A 16,402-nucleotide genomic window follows, 5' to 3' on the forward strand; every position below is an offset into this window, starting at 1 on the left:
TCAAAATCATGAGGAATAGAGGATATATCTAAATCTTTTTTCAGCGAAGAGAATTTTAAAAGACACCTGGCTTCCAGTATTTCATACTAGAAGAGGTGTCTTTTTTTAAAAAACTATGAGATCAGGCGAAAAATGCTTTAGTGATTAAATATAATACGGATGGTGCCATTAGGCAGCCCAAACCTGTATAAAAAGTGGCGGTAACTGCACCATATGGAACCAGTTTTGGGTCCGTAGCGGCCAGACCACCGGCGACTCCGCTTGTTGTTCCCATGATTCCGCCATAAACCATTGCGGTACGAGGGTTGTTCAGGCCAATATATTTGGCGATAAAAGGGGTACCGATCATTGTCAATATAGATTTTACCAGTCCGGCTGCGATACTAAGGGTGATTACTTCAGAGCTTGCACCTATTGCCGTTCCTGTTACAGGGCCAACTATGTAAGTTGCTGTCCCGGCACCGATTGTTGTTAAGCTTACGGCATCTCTATACCCAAACGCAAGTGCTACTATCACACCTACAACGAAGGAGAGCACAACTCCAATAAACAGGGATAATACTCCGTTGAAGCCCGCCTTTTTGATTTCGCTAAAGTTTGCTCCAAAGGCTGTTGCCACGATGGCGAAGTCGCGGAGCATCCCGCCGCCCATTAGACCGATTCCCGTGAACATGCTAAGGTCTGCCAGCCCTTTTTCTCCTCCAGACACAACCCCGCCTATATATGCAAGAACAAGGCCCAGGGCAATCGCTATCGCCGATCCATGGATTCGTCCTTTCGTCAATTTATCAGAGATAAAATAAGAGATAAACATCGTTAAACCGACAATGGCAAATGCCAGAATTAGTCCATTTTTCTCAAATAGGCTACCTGCTATTTCCAACACTCTGTTCACCCCCTATAATGCTGCCTTCAACAGTCTCATTTACAGAACCGCCTTTGCTTAAGAGGGGAACAACCGCCCAGCTAATCAAAACAACTGCAACACCTGCTATAATGGCAAGCATTCCGCCATCGAGAGCGCCAACTACATTTTGCTGCGCGGACATGGCAATGACAATCGGAATGTACATGCCACTCCAAAAAGACAAGCCATCCTGGGTTTGCTTGTTTAATTTCTCTTTCTTCTTTAGGTACTCAACCAGCAGAATCAGCATTAACATGGCAAAACCAACGCCGCCGACATTGGAGTCTATCCCCAGTACCAAGCCTAGAAGATCTCCGAAAAACACTCCTGTTAAAAAGCAGATGGCAAGCAAAGCGACTCCAAAAATGACCATAACATATCCCCTTTTCAATTTTTTACCAAAGACAAAAGAAACAGACAGGAGAATCATGGGGTCTGAACCAAGATGGGGTATTAAAAAATAAGAAAGCGTTTGCAAAAACTGGAATCTACAGTCGACTGTATTCTTAGACATCATAATAAATTGCCGGAAAGGCATTGTCAAATAGTTTTTCTAATTTTCTTAAAATATTGAATTATTGAAAAAGAGAAGCTATAATAAAATCGACAGTCGACCAAATTTATTTTTAAAGAAGGAGACCGTGTCATGAACTCATCAAAAATTAATCAAAATGCCTTATCAAATCACATCGCTGAACATATTACAGAGCAAATCATAAAAGGGGAGCTGGTACCTGGAGAAAAACTAGTAGAACATATTTATGCAGAAGAGTATGGAACAAGCAGAGCCCCAGTAAGGGAAGCTATATATCTTTTATCAATCGAAGGACTAGTAGAAAGGATTCCCCGTAAAGGTGCAGTGGTGAAGGAATACACCGAGAATGAGATTTATGATCTCCTTGAAATCCGCAATATGCTTGAGTCAATGGCAATGGAACGGATTCGGAGAAATGGTGTAGAAAAAGAAGGACTTTACCGAATGGGTGATCTTCTCGGGCAAATGAAAACTTGTACAGAAATCCATCAGTACACTCATCTGAATCAAAGTTTCCATATGATGCTCGTTGAAATGAGCAAAAGTGAAACCATTAAAACAATGTATACACGTTTAGGATGGCCGCTCCTGAGAATACAGAGTGTCTCATTCGCAAATCAAGGAAACATAGAAAAATCAATAAGAGAGCACGAATTGTTGGTAGAACTTTTGCGTAACGAAAAAATATCAGATGCCGCAGATCTTTTAGTTCGCCATAACGAGGATGTTATTTCCAGCATTCAGAAAAAACTAGAAAAATAGGCTAGTGGGGTGGGAGTTATGAAAATAGCATTCTTATTTCCCGGTCAGGGATCCCAAAGGCCAGGCATGCTGCAAGCCCTTCCGAAGCATCCTGCAGTTAATCAGGTCCTTAAAGAAGCAAGTGAAATCCTGGACGAAGACCTCGTTTCCCTGGACTCAAAGGAATCCCTTAAATCCACTGTGGCTGTCCAGCTTTCCCTGCTGATTGCTTCGGTTGCTGCTGCAAGAGCTTTTGAATCCGAGGGTGTCAAACCTTATATAGTTGCCGGCCATTCTGTTGGCGCCTTCAGTGCCGCTGTCACCAGCAAGGCAATTGAATTTGCGGATGCGCTCAGACTGGTAAGGCTTAGGGCCCAGTTAATGGAGCAGGCATTTCCATCCGATTACGGAATGGGAGTAGTGACAGGGATCGATGCACGCACAGTTAAAGAGATTACAGCATCCTGTTTTACCGAAAAGGAGCCTGTGTATGCTGCGAATATTAATGCTCCAGATCAAATAACCGTTTCCGGTTCTCTCGTGGGAATTAATAGGGTCATTGAACAGGCCAGAGAAAAAGGTGCCAGAACAGCCGAACTACTTAATGTCAGTATTCCATCACATTGTCCCATTCTTGAACCTGTGTCGCATGCTCTGAAGGAAGAACTTTCTCGAATTCAACTTCAATCCCCTGAGATACCCTATGCATGCAACCGGACTGCCAGGCTTTTAAGGTCTGCAGAACAAATAAGGGACGATCTGGCCTTCAATGTTTCTCATCCAGTAAAATGGCATGATATTTCCTCGATACTTTGTGAATCTGGAACAAGGCTGTTTATTGAAATGCCTCCCGGGAATGTTCTTACAACATTGGCAAAACGAGCATTGCCAGGTGCAAGATCCGTTTCAGTTGAAGAGAACGGGTTCGAAAATTGTGTGTTTTTAGGTAAACGATACAGTTTAATACAGTCCTAGTTTAATAAATTGAAAAATGAAAGGGGTTACAGTAATGCAGGCAACCAAACAGCGTTCATGGAAAACACGATTGGAAGCGAAAGAAAAAAGGATCGAAAAACTGAAGAATATTACATCGAGCCGGATTATTCCTACAGACAAAATCGTTGAGGCGCTGGAGCAATTAATCATGCCTGGCGACCGAGTCGTCCTTGAGGGAAACAATCAGAAGCAGGCTTCATTTCTATCTGCTGCCCTGGCGAAGGTAAGCCCTCAAAAAGTGCATGATTTACATATGATTATGTCGAGTATTTCACGCCCGGAGCATTTGGATTTGTTTGAATATGGCATTGCAAAGAAAGTGGATTTTTCCTATGCCGGCCCCCAGAGCCTTCGAATTGCACAGATGCTTGAGGATGGCAAGCTAACGATGGGGGAAATTCATACCTACGTTGAGCTGTATGGGAGGCTGTTTGTCGACTTGATTCCATCGGTGGCATTGGTCGCAGCTGATAAGGCTGATGCATCGGGGAATTTATACACTGGTCCCAATACAGAGGAAACTCCGACACTGGTGGAAGCCGCTGCCTTCCGTGATGGCATCGTAATCGCCCAGGTCAATGAAATGGTTGATGAGTTGCCTCGCGTCGATATTCCGGGTTCATGGGTTGACTTTGTGGTCGTGGCCGATAAGCCATACCAGCTTGAGCCTCTTTTCACCAGGGACCCGAGACATATTACAGATATTCAAATTCTCCAGGCAATGATGATGATTCGCGGTATTTATGAAAAACATCAAGTACAGTCGCTTAATCACGGAATTGGCTATAACACCGCTGCAATTGAACTGCTATTGCCGACGTATGGTGAATCACTGGGCCTTAAGGGCAAAATTTGCAAGCATTGGACTCTAAATCCGCATCCAACACTGATTCCTGCAATCGAGAGCGGGTGGGTCGAGAGCATCCATTGTTTTGGCGGGGAAGTCGGAATGGAAAAGTACGTGGCAGCCAGGAGAGATGTATTTTTTACAGGGCGTGATGGCAGCCTGCGTTCCAACCGGACGTTATGCCAGTTAGCTGGACAATATGCTGTCGACTTGTTTGTGGGTTCCAGTCTGCAAATAGATGGTGCCGGAAATTCCTCGACCGTAACGAGCGGAAGGCTGGCCGGCTTTGGTGGTGCACCCAATATGGGCCATGATCCAGGCGGAAGACGGCATTCCTCTCAGGCCTGGCTCGACATGATGACTGACAAAGATCCGCTGGCACGTGGAAGAAAACTGGTTGTCCAGGTTGTTGAAACCTTCCAGAACGGCAATAAACCAGTGTTTGTGGAGTCGCTGGACGCTGTAAATGTGAAGAAAGACGCTGCACTGGCAACGGCACCTGTCATGATTTATGGAGAAGATGTCACCCATATTGTCACGGAGGAAGGAATTGCCTATTTATATAAAGCAAGCAGTATGGAAGAGCGCAGGCAGGCCATTGCGGCCATTGCCGGTGTCACCCCCATCGGCCTTGAACATGACCCTAAAAAAACAGCCAAGTTAAGAAGCGAAGGATTGGTTGCCCTGCCTGAAGACCTGGGTATCAGGAGAACGGATGCAACGAGGTCCTTGCTGGCAGCTAAAAATGTTGAAGAGCTTGTGGAATGGTCGGAGGGATTGTATGAGCCGCCTGCTAAATTCAGAAGCTGGTAAGAGAGCTTCTGTAATGTTATTGGATAAACAAGAATTCAGTCAGTATCTTGCAAATTTAGCTGTGAAGTCACTGATCGAAGAAGCTGAGCTTACCCCTAAGCCAGGACTTGTCGATAAAGATAATTCCGGCTCACATTCAGATATGACTTTTGAACTTATGATTAAATCAGCAGAAGCTTTGGAACCATGCTTCAGGGGCATTGCAGAGGCAAGCTTTAAGCGTGAAGCCTCCCAGGAACTCCGGGAAGAAATTGCCGCAATCGGGCGCCTAGGGGAAATCGATATGCTGGAGGCAACAGGCGGCATCAACACTCATAAAGGCGCAATATGGGCACTTGGCCTGCTTGTCTCGAGTATAGCTGCAAATCCTCACGTTACTTCACTGCAGGAGATTGCTTTGACTGCGGGAGAGCTTGCCCGCTTTTCAGACAGGAATCTGACGGAACAGATGACCAATGGGAAGAGGGTAAAGGCAAGATACGGAGTTAATGGGGCAGCAGGTGAGGCCCAGCAAGGTTTTCCTCATGTAGTAAAAGTCGCATTGCCTGAGCTTTTTTCCTCGAGAAACCGAGGTATCGAGGAAGAGCATTGCAGGATAAACGTACTGGTGTCTCTTATGGCTAGTGTTGATGATACATGCATTTTACATCGAGGAGGAGCAGAGGCACTGAACAGTACCAGGAGTCTTGCTGTGGAAATCATGAAAAATGGCGGAGTGTCGACAAAGCCTGGGTGGAATCTTTTAGGAAAGCTGAATCAATTAATGCACAAGTACCATGCATCCCCAGGGGGCAGTGCAGACTTGCTGGCTGCTGCATTATTCCTGGATTTTTTTCAAAAGAGCAGGACCCAAATGACTCAAAAGCAGCAATTGCTATTAACTTATTGATCGGAGGACTGGCACATGGAAAAAATAATTTTTAAATATCCTGCATCAACATTCCTTCAGTCTAGTGCACATGTTGGTGTAGTAGGTTCAGGTGATCTTGAAATTGTGATGGAACCATCTGATCTAGGGTTTGCTGAAGTGACAATAAGGACCGGGACTACAGGTTTTAATGAAACATGGAAGAGGGTCCTGGAGAGGTTTTTTACTCAGAATGACGTTTCGGCAAGCGTCTTGATCAACGATTTCGGAGCAACTCCCGGAGTTGTATCATTGAGATTGGCACAAGCATTGGAGGTGGCTAATGATGCTGGATACGCTAAAAAATAGCTTCACTGAATGTGGAGGCCGTGAACGGGCCCGTATGTTGCTGGATCCCAATACTTTTAGGGAACTCCTTGATCCATTTTCCGGGATTGAGTCTCCACACCTGGAACCACAGGGCATTGTTCCGCAAAGTGATGATGGAGTTATTATTGCCAGGGGAGAATTGAACAATCATTCTTTACTTGTAATATCGATAGAAGGGAAATTTCAGGGCGGAGGAATTGGTGAAGTCTCAGGGGCTAAAATTGCAGGAGCACTTGAGCTTGCATTGGAGGAAAACAAGACAGGGAATAGCATATATCCAGTACTGATCTTTGACACTGGCGGAGTCAGGCTTCAGGAAGCGAATTATGGATTACTGTCTATCGCTGAAATTGGTTCGGCTATTGTTGCGCTGCGGGAATTTGTCCCTGTCATTGCAATCATTCCGGGAAAAATCGGTGCATTTGGCGGCATGTCAATAACTGCTGGATTGTGCAGCAAAATTATCATGACGCGAGAAGGACGATTGGGACTGAATGGACCAGAAGTAATCGAGCAGGAAGCAGGAATTCAGGAATTTGATTCGATGGACCGCCAGTTAATCTGGAATACAATCGGAGGCAAGCAGCGGGAAGCATCCCAATTCGCTGATTACCTCGTTGAGGACGATATCGAATTCATTCAGCAAACGATTCTGGAAGTCATCTCAAGTGGCAAAGACGAAATACCAAGAAGCGCACAGGTTGATAGATATCTTGCTTTTTTAGAAGCCGTTAACACAGCTGAAACACTGACACCGGAAAAAGCGCGAAATCTTTGGAATCTGTCAGATAGGGAGGATCAGGTGACAAACGTTCCACAACTCGTTGAAAAAAATGAGTTGAAAGGACAATTATCGAGAGGGCATAAGTGGTTTAGACAGTTGACAGCTGGAGCGGAGAACATCGGGGAAATACCTTCGTTGCTTTGTGCCGATTCGTTTATCGGAAATCGGGCTGCAAGGTTCCTGGCAATTGTACCTGATACAGCCAGCCGCTTTCCAAGAGCAAGAGCAGGGGAATTCGGGCTTGAACAAGGATGGATTTTGGCGAAGCATATCCGTGAAGCAATCGAAGAGGATCGGTTTAAAGAGAAAAGGGCAATTATCGCCATTGTCGATGTACCTAGCCAGGCGTATGGATATAAAGAAGAGCTTTTAGGAATCCATCAGGCATGTGCAGCAGCTGTTGATGCTTATGCAACAGCACGGTTGGCAGGACATCCCGTCATTGCATTCATTCCAGGAAAGGCAATCTCAGGTGCTTTCCTTTCTCATGGAATGCAGGCAAACAGGCTGATTGCCCTGGATGATGAAGGTGTGAATGTTCATGTAATGTCGAAGCAATCAGCAGCCCGGATAACGATGCGAACAATTGAAGAGCTTGAAGAAGCCACAAAAAAGGTGCCTGCAATGGCATATGACATCCGTTCCTTCGAAAAACTAGGTGCACTTTATCGTCTGTTGGAGGATGTAAATGCCGACCAGCCTGAAGAAAAAGATGTTACGAGAGTTTTCCGTGAAATAACTAATGCTATTGAGGATATAGAAAACAATCCGAGAGATCTAAGCTGCAGACTTTCTTCTGTTTTAGCCAGACACGGCGGAAGGGAAGCTTCCATATCGGTGAGAAAGAAGTTGTCTGAGCAATGGAACTAGAAACACATGACCTGCTGGAGATTCACCAGGCAGATGTAATTAGCCATACAGAGATTCCAGAATGGGCAGTCCATTCACTTGAAAATGCCCCGTATGTCGTGGTTCGCCGTATCCATGCGCCAGAAGGACAGGTGGCCATTGGGATAAGGGGCAGAAAAAGGAATGAAAGATTTGGCGCATTCTTACAGAAAAACCAAGTGATCCGGCATATAAAACCAGAACAGCTTACCGCAAAAAAACTATGGGTAAATAAACAGGCCTCGGTTTTTTCAGCTCTAGGCATGGCAGCAGATCTATTTCAAAGCTACGGGATTTCCTGGGGACCGGGGGGCAGCGTTGGATTCGAGCTTGCCAGCGGGATGGAAACTGTCACATCAAATAGTGACCTGGATATAATAATCCGAGCACCCCAGCATCTGCCGAAAGCAAATGCTGTCGCCATAGTTAAAGAGTTAGAAAGAATAACAGTAAGAGCCGATGTCCAGGTAGAAACACCAGCCGGCGGATTCTCTTTAACGGAATACGCAAGAGAATCCGGAACAATCCTATTAAAAACAAAAATAGGTCCAGTATTAACCAGAGACCCATGGAAATAGTGAAGCACGGGGACGTACCCTGTGCTTCCTTTTCCAGAGCTGGATTTATCATTTTAAATTTAAGAAAGTCGGCTTTCGCTTTACCTTTAATGAATGTATAGTGCAAATTCTTAATCAAGAAATCCTTTTATTTGATACCTAATTTTTAATATATAAAAAGGTGATGACGTGGCAGGGGAGTATTAATTCTATCTAAGGCACAAAAAAGAGCCTGCGCAATAACAGGCTCTTTTCATCATCTCTCACAAGCATAATTATCCTTATCCCTGTCCATCTTAGACTGATAAGCAGGATGTGTGGATGGGACGCCGTCTGGATAGACTTCTCTTAATTCTGTGCAGTTTGCAAAGTTTTCTGTCTGCCCGCTGCTTGCCGGGGCGGTTGTGCTAGATGCTGGTTTTGATGTGCTTGCAGCTGGTTTGCTGGTTGTGTTGTTTGCTGAACTGCTGGTTGATGTTGAATTTTGGGCTGTCGATTTTGGATCGAGATCGCCTTTTGTTGTTCCGTTTATGCCGTATGCCCATAGGCCGGTGCCTGCTTCGCGTGCTTCTCTGGCGAACTTGGCGAAGTAATCGCTGTATTTTACGTCAGGCGGGAAGGTGGATGGTTCGGCATACCCGTTCAGGACGAGATCCGCATTGAACATTTTTGCGCGGATTTCGCTTTCGTTCATATCATCAGTCGGGATGGCCAGCCAGATGATGCGCAGCTGTCGGCCGTATCTATCCGTATCGCTGACGTCTTTTTGCATCCAGATTTTCTTGCCGTCAAGCTTTGACGTTGTGTAATTGCTTGCTTCTTTTCCATACGTTTCTTTTCTTGTTGTGGATTCAGGTGTATTTACCCCGATGAAGCGGATTTTGCGGCCATCGGTTGTTTCAATTGTATCGCCATCGACGACACGGCCGACTGTGGCTGCTTCAAGGCCGAGGTTGGCTGCAAGTTTTTCCTGGGATGCTTTCGCTTCCGCTTCAGCTTTGGCTTTTGCTTCTTGTTCGGCTTTAGCCTTCGCTTCTGCATCTGCCTTAGCTTTTTCCTCAGCCTCTAATTTAGCCTTTTCTTCTTCTTGCGCTTTTTGCTCAGCTAATTCTTTCTCTTTCTTCTCTTTTTCGATCTGCTCATTCTTTATTTTTTCAGCATCTTTCTTTGCCTGCTGTTCGGTTTTTGCATCTTGGGCTGTATCTTCTGCTACATCCTCTGCAAAAATGCCGACTAGAACAAAGGTTGTGATGACTCCGGCGGTCAGGAACATCCATGGCTTCTCGGCATAGCGCTTGCCTTTATTTTTTTGATTGGAGAGCCACATGCCGGCACCAAAGATGGCGACGCCGATCAAAGCGATTGGAGCGACTATAGAAAGGAGCAGGAGCAATAACAGCACTGCGACCATAAGTATAATTTTGATGATTCTCAATTTCTTTCCCCCTTTAAGTATCCAGTAAATATTATACCAGTTTAATGGAAATGAGAGGGGAGAAAATTGAGATTTAGCCTATACACAGAATATTTATAACTTTTTCAAATCGTGAATGAAGCTGTTTTTGATTAACAAAAAAGCTGAAAATAGGTTATGAATTAACATATTTTCAGCTTTCCTTATTTACTTCACCTTCTGTTTCCGATCGGGCATTTGCGGAGGCTCTTCCATCCATCCGTTTTTAATCATGATTTTCCCGCCCTTATGAGCATACTCAAAAACATCCTTTGTAAAGATGGACATTTTCAGAGGAAGATCATTCCGTAAACTGAAAGCAGTTCCGAGTGAGTTGCTCCCAAGGGAAAAGCTGCAAAATAAACTTGTGCAGTACATCATCAGTTTGTCCGAAAAAGGAGCTACTGTGGATGCCGTTGCGTTTCCTCCTGCTGTTTGTGGGACAGGGAGGCCTTCCTGGATCATTATTTCACTTAATTCTTTTACAATGCCTTTCGCAAGCTCTGCACCTTCGTGAAAGAATTTCTTGACCTCTGCATCGCTGGCGCTTTGGGCAAAGCCCAGTATCATTTGCAATCCTGTAAGATTGGATTCAATTCCTTTATGAAGATGGGCCACTTCGACAGTATTTAATGTCCTCTTCTGGTTGAAGGGATTGATCGCCATTCCGCCTAAATAATCATTGCTTTTTACGAACTCCACTGATTTTGGCATTGGTGCAAAAGGTGTTCTGGCGAGGAGGCCCTTTTCAAGTAAATACTGTGTACACATCCTGAAATATTTCTGGGTAAGCGCAGTGAGGTCCGTAATGAGGATATTGATATCCTCTCGAAACGTCATCGTTAAATTCAGCGCATGCAACCCCATGCTGATTTCTTTTACTAAACGTACAAACATAATGTCAAAGCCGTTATCATACAGCTTTGGTACATCTTTATTTACATCCGCTGCTGTATATCCGACTGGAGTGACAGCGCCTTCCTGTTTAAAAATCTCCACAATTTTGCCTACGAACACTTCAAGTTCCTCATGCAAACTTGTCATGATTTCCTTAGCTGCTGCATCATCCGCTTTCTCGATGAAATATTCCAGCATTCGTAAGATCATGGTTTTTTCCTGATAGGTAAGCCACAGCGTTGCTAATTCGGAAGATGTGATGGAAACTTTTTCAGGCATTGTTAATCCTCCCTAATCTAATTACTGTTAGAGTGCGAAGAACATACAATTTTATTCCATTTTTTGAAGCACAGGGACGTACCTAGTGCTTCTTTATTTATTAGTTAGAATAGGCTGATTTTTTAAGTGAACGTCCAAGTCAGTAGGCAAAAATAAATAGAAACCAGGTCAAAAGACACAAATATGACATCGTCTCATTTTGTCTAAATATTCATACTTTTTACTCTATTAAAATGTTGCTAAGTTCATTTATCATTTATTTAGCGTCCCGAAGTGAATTGAAAAGGGGGGAACAAATCAAGGGGGCGACGACTTTGGCGAAAGGGGATACATATAAATGGTAAAAAGCTTAATGAAAATCTTGACTGCTGCTTTAATACTCACCCTTGCAATTGGCTCAACAACTTTTGCTGCACTTCAGCCTGGAGGGCCATCCACGAACGGCAATACAAACATTAACAGTACTCTCTCTTACACAGAAGTTGTCAAAATCCTTAAAGACATTGAAAGAACAAGCGATGGAAGGGTTGAGCTCTCTACTCTTGATCAGTATGGGAAGTCAGAACAGGGCAGAAGCATTTATGTCGCAAAAGTGGGGACAGGCCCTCAAAAAATCTGGATTCAGGCACAAATCCATGGAAACGAGAAACTGGTTACCGAAGCGGCGCTACAGCTTTTAAAGACTTATGCCAAAAGCGGAGAAAAGGATGTCCAACGGGTTCTCAAAGAGGCGACTCTTTATTTCATCCCGATGTACAATCCTGATGGAGCGGAAATGAACATCCGTCATACGAAGCTGGCTGGAAGCGGAAAATTGATTGACTTAAACCGGGATTGGACGCTTGAAGGTTTCCAGGCAAAAGAATCAAAAGTGGTCTATGCTTATTGGGCGGATCTTAAGCCTGATTTCGCAATCGACCTTCACCATCAGGGGCTGAAGCAAGTCTATGGAACGAACGAAGCCACTTCATTTTCTCTTGGAGTCTCCCTTTCTCCAGATGGGCCTACACTGCCTGGTACAGGATATAATACAATTACCAAGCAGATGATGGCTTATGTTTATGATGAGATGAAAGATTACGGCTATACACATATTGACCGTTACCAGGTAGGTGTTGATCGAGAAAAAGGTACAGGATACGATATCGATATCAAGGGCGGGGTTGTTTCAGCCATGATGATGGGGTTGAACTACAACAATCTGAACCCAGAGGGGCATAGCCATCCAGCTGTATTTTTTGAAACAAAAGGAAATACTTCTGATGGAAGCCTTGGGCAAAAATCAAATGGCTACCTGACAAAGCAGAATTACCTTGCTTTGAAATCGCTGGTCTACGGGTATGTCACCGGGGAAGTAGAAAAGGTGAATGAAGATGACTGGTATAATATCCCTTATTATCCTCTAGCGGGATACATGACTGATTATGCTGGAAATATTCCGGTTGGGTCAGGCTCCGGCTACTAATTTAAATTCAGAAGAGAGTATTCCCAATTTACTTGGGGACACTCTCTTTTTTTTGAGTTATCAAGAAAAGTAGTTGTTTTACTTATTTGCTAATGCATTGAAGCAATCCCGGACACCATAAAAAGTGAATTAAATCTTATTTAAAAGGAGGGGAAGATCAGGATGAAAAAGATGATCTTTATTTTCACTCTGATATTTTCTTTTATCCTATCGGGGAGCGCAATCGCCGCAAAAAAAGCCGACTATAGCATCAAGCTGCTTGAGTACGGAGGTATTGAAGGCTACCCTAAATCCGAATTGGTTTATGGAGCGCATAACCAAGGAACCACGTATCTGCCATTCTTTTTTATTTTAATTCAAAATAAGGAACACAATATTCTTTTTGACATCGGTTATCGAAATGATACAAAAGATGGCCAAAGGGATTGGTCCAAATTATTTGGAGGAACGAATATCGAAGCACCAGCCGAGGTATTGAAAAAGGTGAATTTAACTCCCAAAGACATTGATATCGTTATATTAAGCCATTTACATTTTGATCATGCCGGGAATATTGATCAGTTTCCAAATGCCCAATTTTATGTTCAGAAAGAGGAGCTAGATGGCTGGGTGTCGTCCTTATCGCTGCCTGAAAAGGTCCGTAATTGGGTTTGGGCTGCAACCGATATGAATCATATTAATGATTTGTTGGAAGTAGCTGCTCAAAACAGGCTGAAGCTGATCGAAGAGGACAATTTTGAAGTAGCAGAAGGTGTAAAGCTTCATAAAGCCAAAGGCCACACATTTGGGACGCAGGCCGTTACAGTTGAGACAAAGAAAGGAACGTTCGTACTTACCCAGGATGTTGTATACACATACGAAAATGCCCCCGACTATAAACCTCTGGGACTTGGAATCGATTATATTGAACAGCTCATGTCCATACATAAAGTAAATGAATTGGCCGGAGGAAATATAGACTGCATCATCCCGGGACATGACCTTGCCGTTTTTGATAAATACCCAACAGAGAAAGTTGGCAAGAACCGGATTGTGACGGTTGTTCAATAATAGATAAACGAAGATGCCGGTTACAACCGTATTCGGGATTTTCTTGCTGGTAGGGAGCGAAGCCGTTCAAATAGATTTCAGTAGAAATTTAAATACATTCTGTTATTAATTGATTAACAGCAGGCAGATCTGCAGGAGCCCAATTAAGTGAAAGCAGATTATCACGCTTCAGCCATATAAGCTTTGAATGCTCCCTTGCCACGGGATTTCCAGAAATAATTCGGCACTTAACTGACAGTAAATTAATTGTAATTGTTTCATACTCATGGGCATGATCATTGAAAATTTCATTATCTGGCTCGATGATGCATTGCAATTCCTCTTCAATTTCTCTTTGCAGTGCAGTAAAGAGATCTTCTCCTCTTTCAACCTTTCCTCCGGGTAACTCCCACAGGTTTGGCATAGTCATGTCAGGTGACCTCAGCGCACACAAAATTTCATTGTTTTCGTTTTCAATAATTGCGGCCACTACTGTGATCGGCTTTTTCATGTCGCTCCTCCAAAACAATATTCTAATGAGCCAATAATAACATCCAGATTTTATATTATCTATTTACTGCTGTTTTTGTCGTGGCCATAGCAGCGAAGAGTCAAAGAAGGTATGGTTCTTGAATGAGAGTATTGCAAAAATCAATTTGATAGAAACAGATCTTAAATTTGCTTTTCGTAATAAATCTGTTACGATTAAATCGTACACGATATAAATATACTGTGAATCAAATGAGGAGGCTGATTTAAATGAAAACAGTTTACGATTTTACCGTAAAGAAAACGAATGGCCAGGAACAATCTTTAAGGGATTTTGAAGGAAAACCATTGCTGATTGTCAATACTGCCAGTAAGTGCGGGTTGACACCTCAATTCAAAGGGCTTCAGGAGCTTTATGATCAATACCAGGAACAAGGCTTGGAGATTCTCGGCTTTCCATGCAGCCAGTTCAATAATCAGGAATTTGAAAATATTGATGAGACGACTGAATTTTGCCAGTTGAATTATGGTGTGTCTTTTCCCATGTATGCAAAAATTGATGTGAATGGTGCAAATGCTGATCCTCTGTTTGCTTTTTTAAAGGAGCAAAAGGGCGGAATTCTGACGAAGGATATTAAATGGAATTTCACGAAGTTTCTCGTGAATCAAAATGGTCAGGTCGTTAAACGCTATGCTCCAACGACCGAGCCTGAGAAAATTAAGGACGATCTCGCTGAACTTCTATAAGCATGGTAAAGGATGAGTCATTTGAACGATTTATTAACGCTCGAAAACCAGCTTTGTTTTGCCGTCTATGAAGCAGGAAGCCAGTTCAATAAGCTTTACACTAAGGCACTCGATTCCTTTGGGCTTACCTACCCGCAGTACCTGGTGCTGCTGGCACTATGGGAGAAGGATGGACTGTCTGCCAAGGAATTGGGTGAAAAATTAAACCTGGGGACAGGCACGTTAACTCCAATGATTAAAAGAATGGAAGCGAATAGCTGGGTAAGAAGGGAACGCTCCAGCTCTGACGAAAGAAAGGTCTGCATCTCCCTTCAATCAAAAGCCCTGGCTGAAAAAGAGGCCATCGTCCAAAAAATCGCCCATGAACTCAAGCTTTGCAACATCGAGTATGATGAGTACGAACAATTGATGAAACAGCTGCAAGTCCTGCGAGGGAAATTAAAAGCCTATAATCAATCGATATAGGAGCATGGGGACGTACCCTGTGCTTCTTTTTAGTTTAGGTTTTTGCAAAGTTTTAGAGTGAAGTGTGTTTCGAGCTTGAGCATATCGCAAGTTCTCTAAGTGTGACAGTAATTGAAACAATAATTATAATGCACACTATCGGAGGCTATAAGCTCTAAACCTTTTATCCTTTAAAAATTTTAGCCATTTTCCCGTTCTTATTAGATATAAATAAGAAGCACTAGAAACGTCCCTGTGCTTCAAGTAAGAAGGTAAATTCCAAAACTTTGGAGAATTAAATAATAAATCCTTGAATCACTATTGAAAGAGAGGAGGGATATAACTTGATCCAGAGACTTGGGAACGCACCTTATTTCCTCCTGGTTGCAGCAGCATTATTTTGGGGCGGGAATGCTGTGGCTGGTAAGTTTCTCGCTGACTCCCTTCCGCCGGTAACGATTTCCTTTACTCGATTGGGAATTGGGTTCCTAATCATGTCTCCGGTGATTATCAGGATTTTCAAGCGGGAGATGGCTGCGTTTCGGGAGCATTTCAAGCTGCTGCTGTTTCTGGCGGTGACCGGGGTAATTGGGTTTAATTTGTTGATCTACTGGGCGGTCCATTACACAACCGCAATCAATGCGTCATTGTTGAACAGCACCAGCCCTATATTCATTGTCCTTTTATCTGCATTCATTTTAAGAGAGAAAATGGAGCTGAGCTACCTGGTTTCGATGGCTATTTCCTTTATGGGTGTGCTCATCGTCATCACTCATGGTTCATTTGAAAGACTGATAGCTTTGCAGTTTAATATGGGCGACTTGATTATGGTTGTGGCTGTAATTTCTTGGGCTTTGTATTCGATTTTTATCAGAAAGATTTCCGGAAAGTTGTCTTCTATGACGATTTTTGGTTTTACTTTGGCGATTGGGTTTGCGGTGATGATACCTGCTGCTGCCATTGAGCTGGCGATTGTGCCGGTTGGGTTGCCATCGCTTTCTGACTGGACAGCTCTCGTTTACATCGGTATTTTTCCGTCGATATGCTCGTTTATTTTATGGAATCGTGCGGTTGCCTTGATTGGGCCATCCCGAGCTTCGATTTCTTTAAATCTTATTCCGGTGTTTGGAGCTGTGGCGGCTTATTTTGTGCTTGATGAAGTGATAACCATTGCCCAGATTATCGGGGGGTGTCTGGTGTTTATCGGGGTTTTTGTTACTTCCTTTTCAAAAAAGAAAGCGGTTCATTTAGCAAAAGAAGTATAATCATAGAGAAGATACATATTAGGGGGATA

At 43.5% G+C, this 16,402-nt stretch carries 17 protein-coding genes; 12 read left to right on the forward strand and 5 right to left on the reverse strand.

Features of this window, described 5'->3' with window-relative positions; genetic code table 11:
* Nucleotides 1-121: 121 nt before the first annotated feature.
* Nucleotides 122-886, reverse strand: coding sequence for a malonate transporter subunit MadM (gene madM, locus AC3EBE_RS07250; protein ID WP_488594347.1), 765 nt, complete (start codon nt 884-886; stop codon nt 122-124).
* Nucleotides 867-1,280, reverse strand: a complete 414-nt coding sequence (gene madL, locus AC3EBE_RS07255) for a malonate transporter subunit MadL (protein WP_488594348.1) — start codon at nt 1,278-1,280, stop codon at nt 867-869. Before madL ends, madM begins: the two co-directional genes overlap by 20 nt.
* Before the next feature lie 273 nt (nt 1,281-1,553).
* Between madL and AC3EBE_RS07260 the strand changes: the two genes are divergently transcribed.
* The 7 genes from AC3EBE_RS07260 to AC3EBE_RS07290 are packed head-to-tail and all read left to right on the forward strand — an operon-like array spanning nt 1,554 to nt 8,326.
* Nucleotides 1,554-2,204 (forward strand): GntR family transcriptional regulator, encoded by a 651-nt coding sequence (locus tag AC3EBE_RS07260; RefSeq protein ID WP_488594349.1) that lies wholly within the window; start codon nt 1,554-1,556, stop codon nt 2,202-2,204.
* Between the two features lie 18 nt (nt 2,205-2,222).
* On the forward strand, nt 2,223-3,158 hold the full coding sequence (gene mdcH, locus AC3EBE_RS07265) for a malonate decarboxylase subunit epsilon (protein WP_488594350.1): 936 nt from the start codon (nt 2,223-2,225) through the stop codon (nt 3,156-3,158).
* Nucleotides 3,159-3,192: 34 nt separating this feature from the next.
* Nucleotides 3,193-4,839, forward strand: a complete 1,647-nt coding sequence (gene mdcA, locus AC3EBE_RS07270) for a malonate decarboxylase subunit alpha (RefSeq protein WP_488594351.1) — start codon at nt 3,193-3,195, stop codon at nt 4,837-4,839.
* Nucleotides 4,808-5,728, forward strand: coding sequence for a triphosphoribosyl-dephospho-CoA synthase (locus AC3EBE_RS07275; RefSeq protein ID WP_488594352.1), 921 nt, complete (start codon nt 4,808-4,810; stop codon nt 5,726-5,728). Before mdcA ends, AC3EBE_RS07275 begins: the two co-directional genes overlap by 32 nt.
* A 15-nt stretch (nt 5,729-5,743) precedes the next feature.
* Nucleotides 5,744-6,055 carry a malonate decarboxylase subunit delta gene (locus AC3EBE_RS07280; protein WP_488594353.1) on the forward strand — a complete coding sequence of 104 codons (312 nt, stop codon included), beginning with the start codon at nt 5,744-5,746 and terminating at the stop codon, nt 6,053-6,055.
* Nucleotides 6,033-7,730 (forward strand): biotin-independent malonate decarboxylase subunit beta, encoded by a 1,698-nt coding sequence (locus AC3EBE_RS07285; RefSeq protein WP_488594499.1) that lies wholly within the window; start codon nt 6,033-6,035, stop codon nt 7,728-7,730. Before AC3EBE_RS07280 ends, AC3EBE_RS07285 begins: the two co-directional genes overlap by 23 nt.
* A complete protein-coding gene (locus AC3EBE_RS07290) occupies nt 7,721-8,326 on the forward strand; it encodes a malonate decarboxylase holo-ACP synthase (protein ID WP_488594354.1) in 606 nt (201 codons plus the stop codon). Before AC3EBE_RS07285 ends, AC3EBE_RS07290 begins: the two co-directional genes overlap by 10 nt.
* A gap of 235 nt (nt 8,327-8,561) precedes the next feature.
* On the opposite strand, the gene AC3EBE_RS07295 is transcribed toward AC3EBE_RS07290, so the two are convergent.
* Nucleotides 8,562-9,740, reverse strand: a complete 1,179-nt coding sequence (locus AC3EBE_RS07295) for a thermonuclease family protein (RefSeq protein WP_488594355.1) — start codon at nt 9,738-9,740, stop codon at nt 8,562-8,564.
* Between the two features lie 186 nt (nt 9,741-9,926).
* Nucleotides 9,927-10,934, reverse strand: a complete 1,008-nt coding sequence (locus AC3EBE_RS07300; RefSeq protein WP_488594356.1) for a DUF3231 family protein — start codon at nt 10,932-10,934, stop codon at nt 9,927-9,929.
* Nucleotides 10,935-11,271: 337 nt separating this feature from the next.
* Between AC3EBE_RS07300 and AC3EBE_RS07305 the strand changes: the two genes are divergently transcribed.
* The gene (locus tag AC3EBE_RS07305; RefSeq protein WP_488594357.1) at nt 11,272-12,399 is read left to right on the forward strand and encodes a M14 family zinc carboxypeptidase; all 1,128 of its coding nucleotides are present in this window, start codon (nt 11,272-11,274) and stop codon (nt 12,397-12,399) included.
* A gap of 162 nt (nt 12,400-12,561) precedes the next feature.
* Entirely contained in the window at nt 12,562-13,449 is an 888-nt protein-coding gene (locus AC3EBE_RS07310; protein ID WP_488594358.1) for an N-acyl homoserine lactonase family protein, read from the forward strand.
* An 88-nt stretch (nt 13,450-13,537) separates the two neighbouring features.
* On the opposite strand, the gene AC3EBE_RS07315 is transcribed toward AC3EBE_RS07310, so the two are convergent.
* Entirely contained in the window at nt 13,538-13,939 is a 402-nt protein-coding gene (locus AC3EBE_RS07315; RefSeq protein WP_488594359.1) for a (deoxy)nucleoside triphosphate pyrophosphohydrolase, read from the reverse strand.
* A gap of 248 nt (nt 13,940-14,187) precedes the next feature.
* Between AC3EBE_RS07315 and AC3EBE_RS07320 the strand changes: the two genes are divergently transcribed.
* The 3 genes from AC3EBE_RS07320 to AC3EBE_RS07330 all read left to right on the forward strand — a co-directional run bounded on the left by AC3EBE_RS07320 (nt 14,188) and on the right by AC3EBE_RS07330 (nt 16,373).
* Nucleotides 14,188-14,664, forward strand: coding sequence for a glutathione peroxidase (locus AC3EBE_RS07320; RefSeq protein ID WP_488594360.1), 477 nt, complete (start codon nt 14,188-14,190; stop codon nt 14,662-14,664).
* A 21-nt stretch (nt 14,665-14,685) separates the two neighbouring features.
* Nucleotides 14,686-15,129 carry a MarR family winged helix-turn-helix transcriptional regulator gene (locus AC3EBE_RS07325; protein ID WP_488594361.1) on the forward strand — a complete coding sequence of 148 codons (444 nt, stop codon included), beginning with the start codon at nt 14,686-14,688 and terminating at the stop codon, nt 15,127-15,129.
* Between the two features lie 323 nt (nt 15,130-15,452).
* Entirely contained in the window at nt 15,453-16,373 is a 921-nt protein-coding gene (locus AC3EBE_RS07330) for a DMT family transporter (protein WP_488594362.1), read from the forward strand.
* The last annotated feature ends 29 nt before the right edge of the window (nt 16,374-16,402 follow it).

Source organism: Mesobacillus sp. (assembly GCF_057785455.1).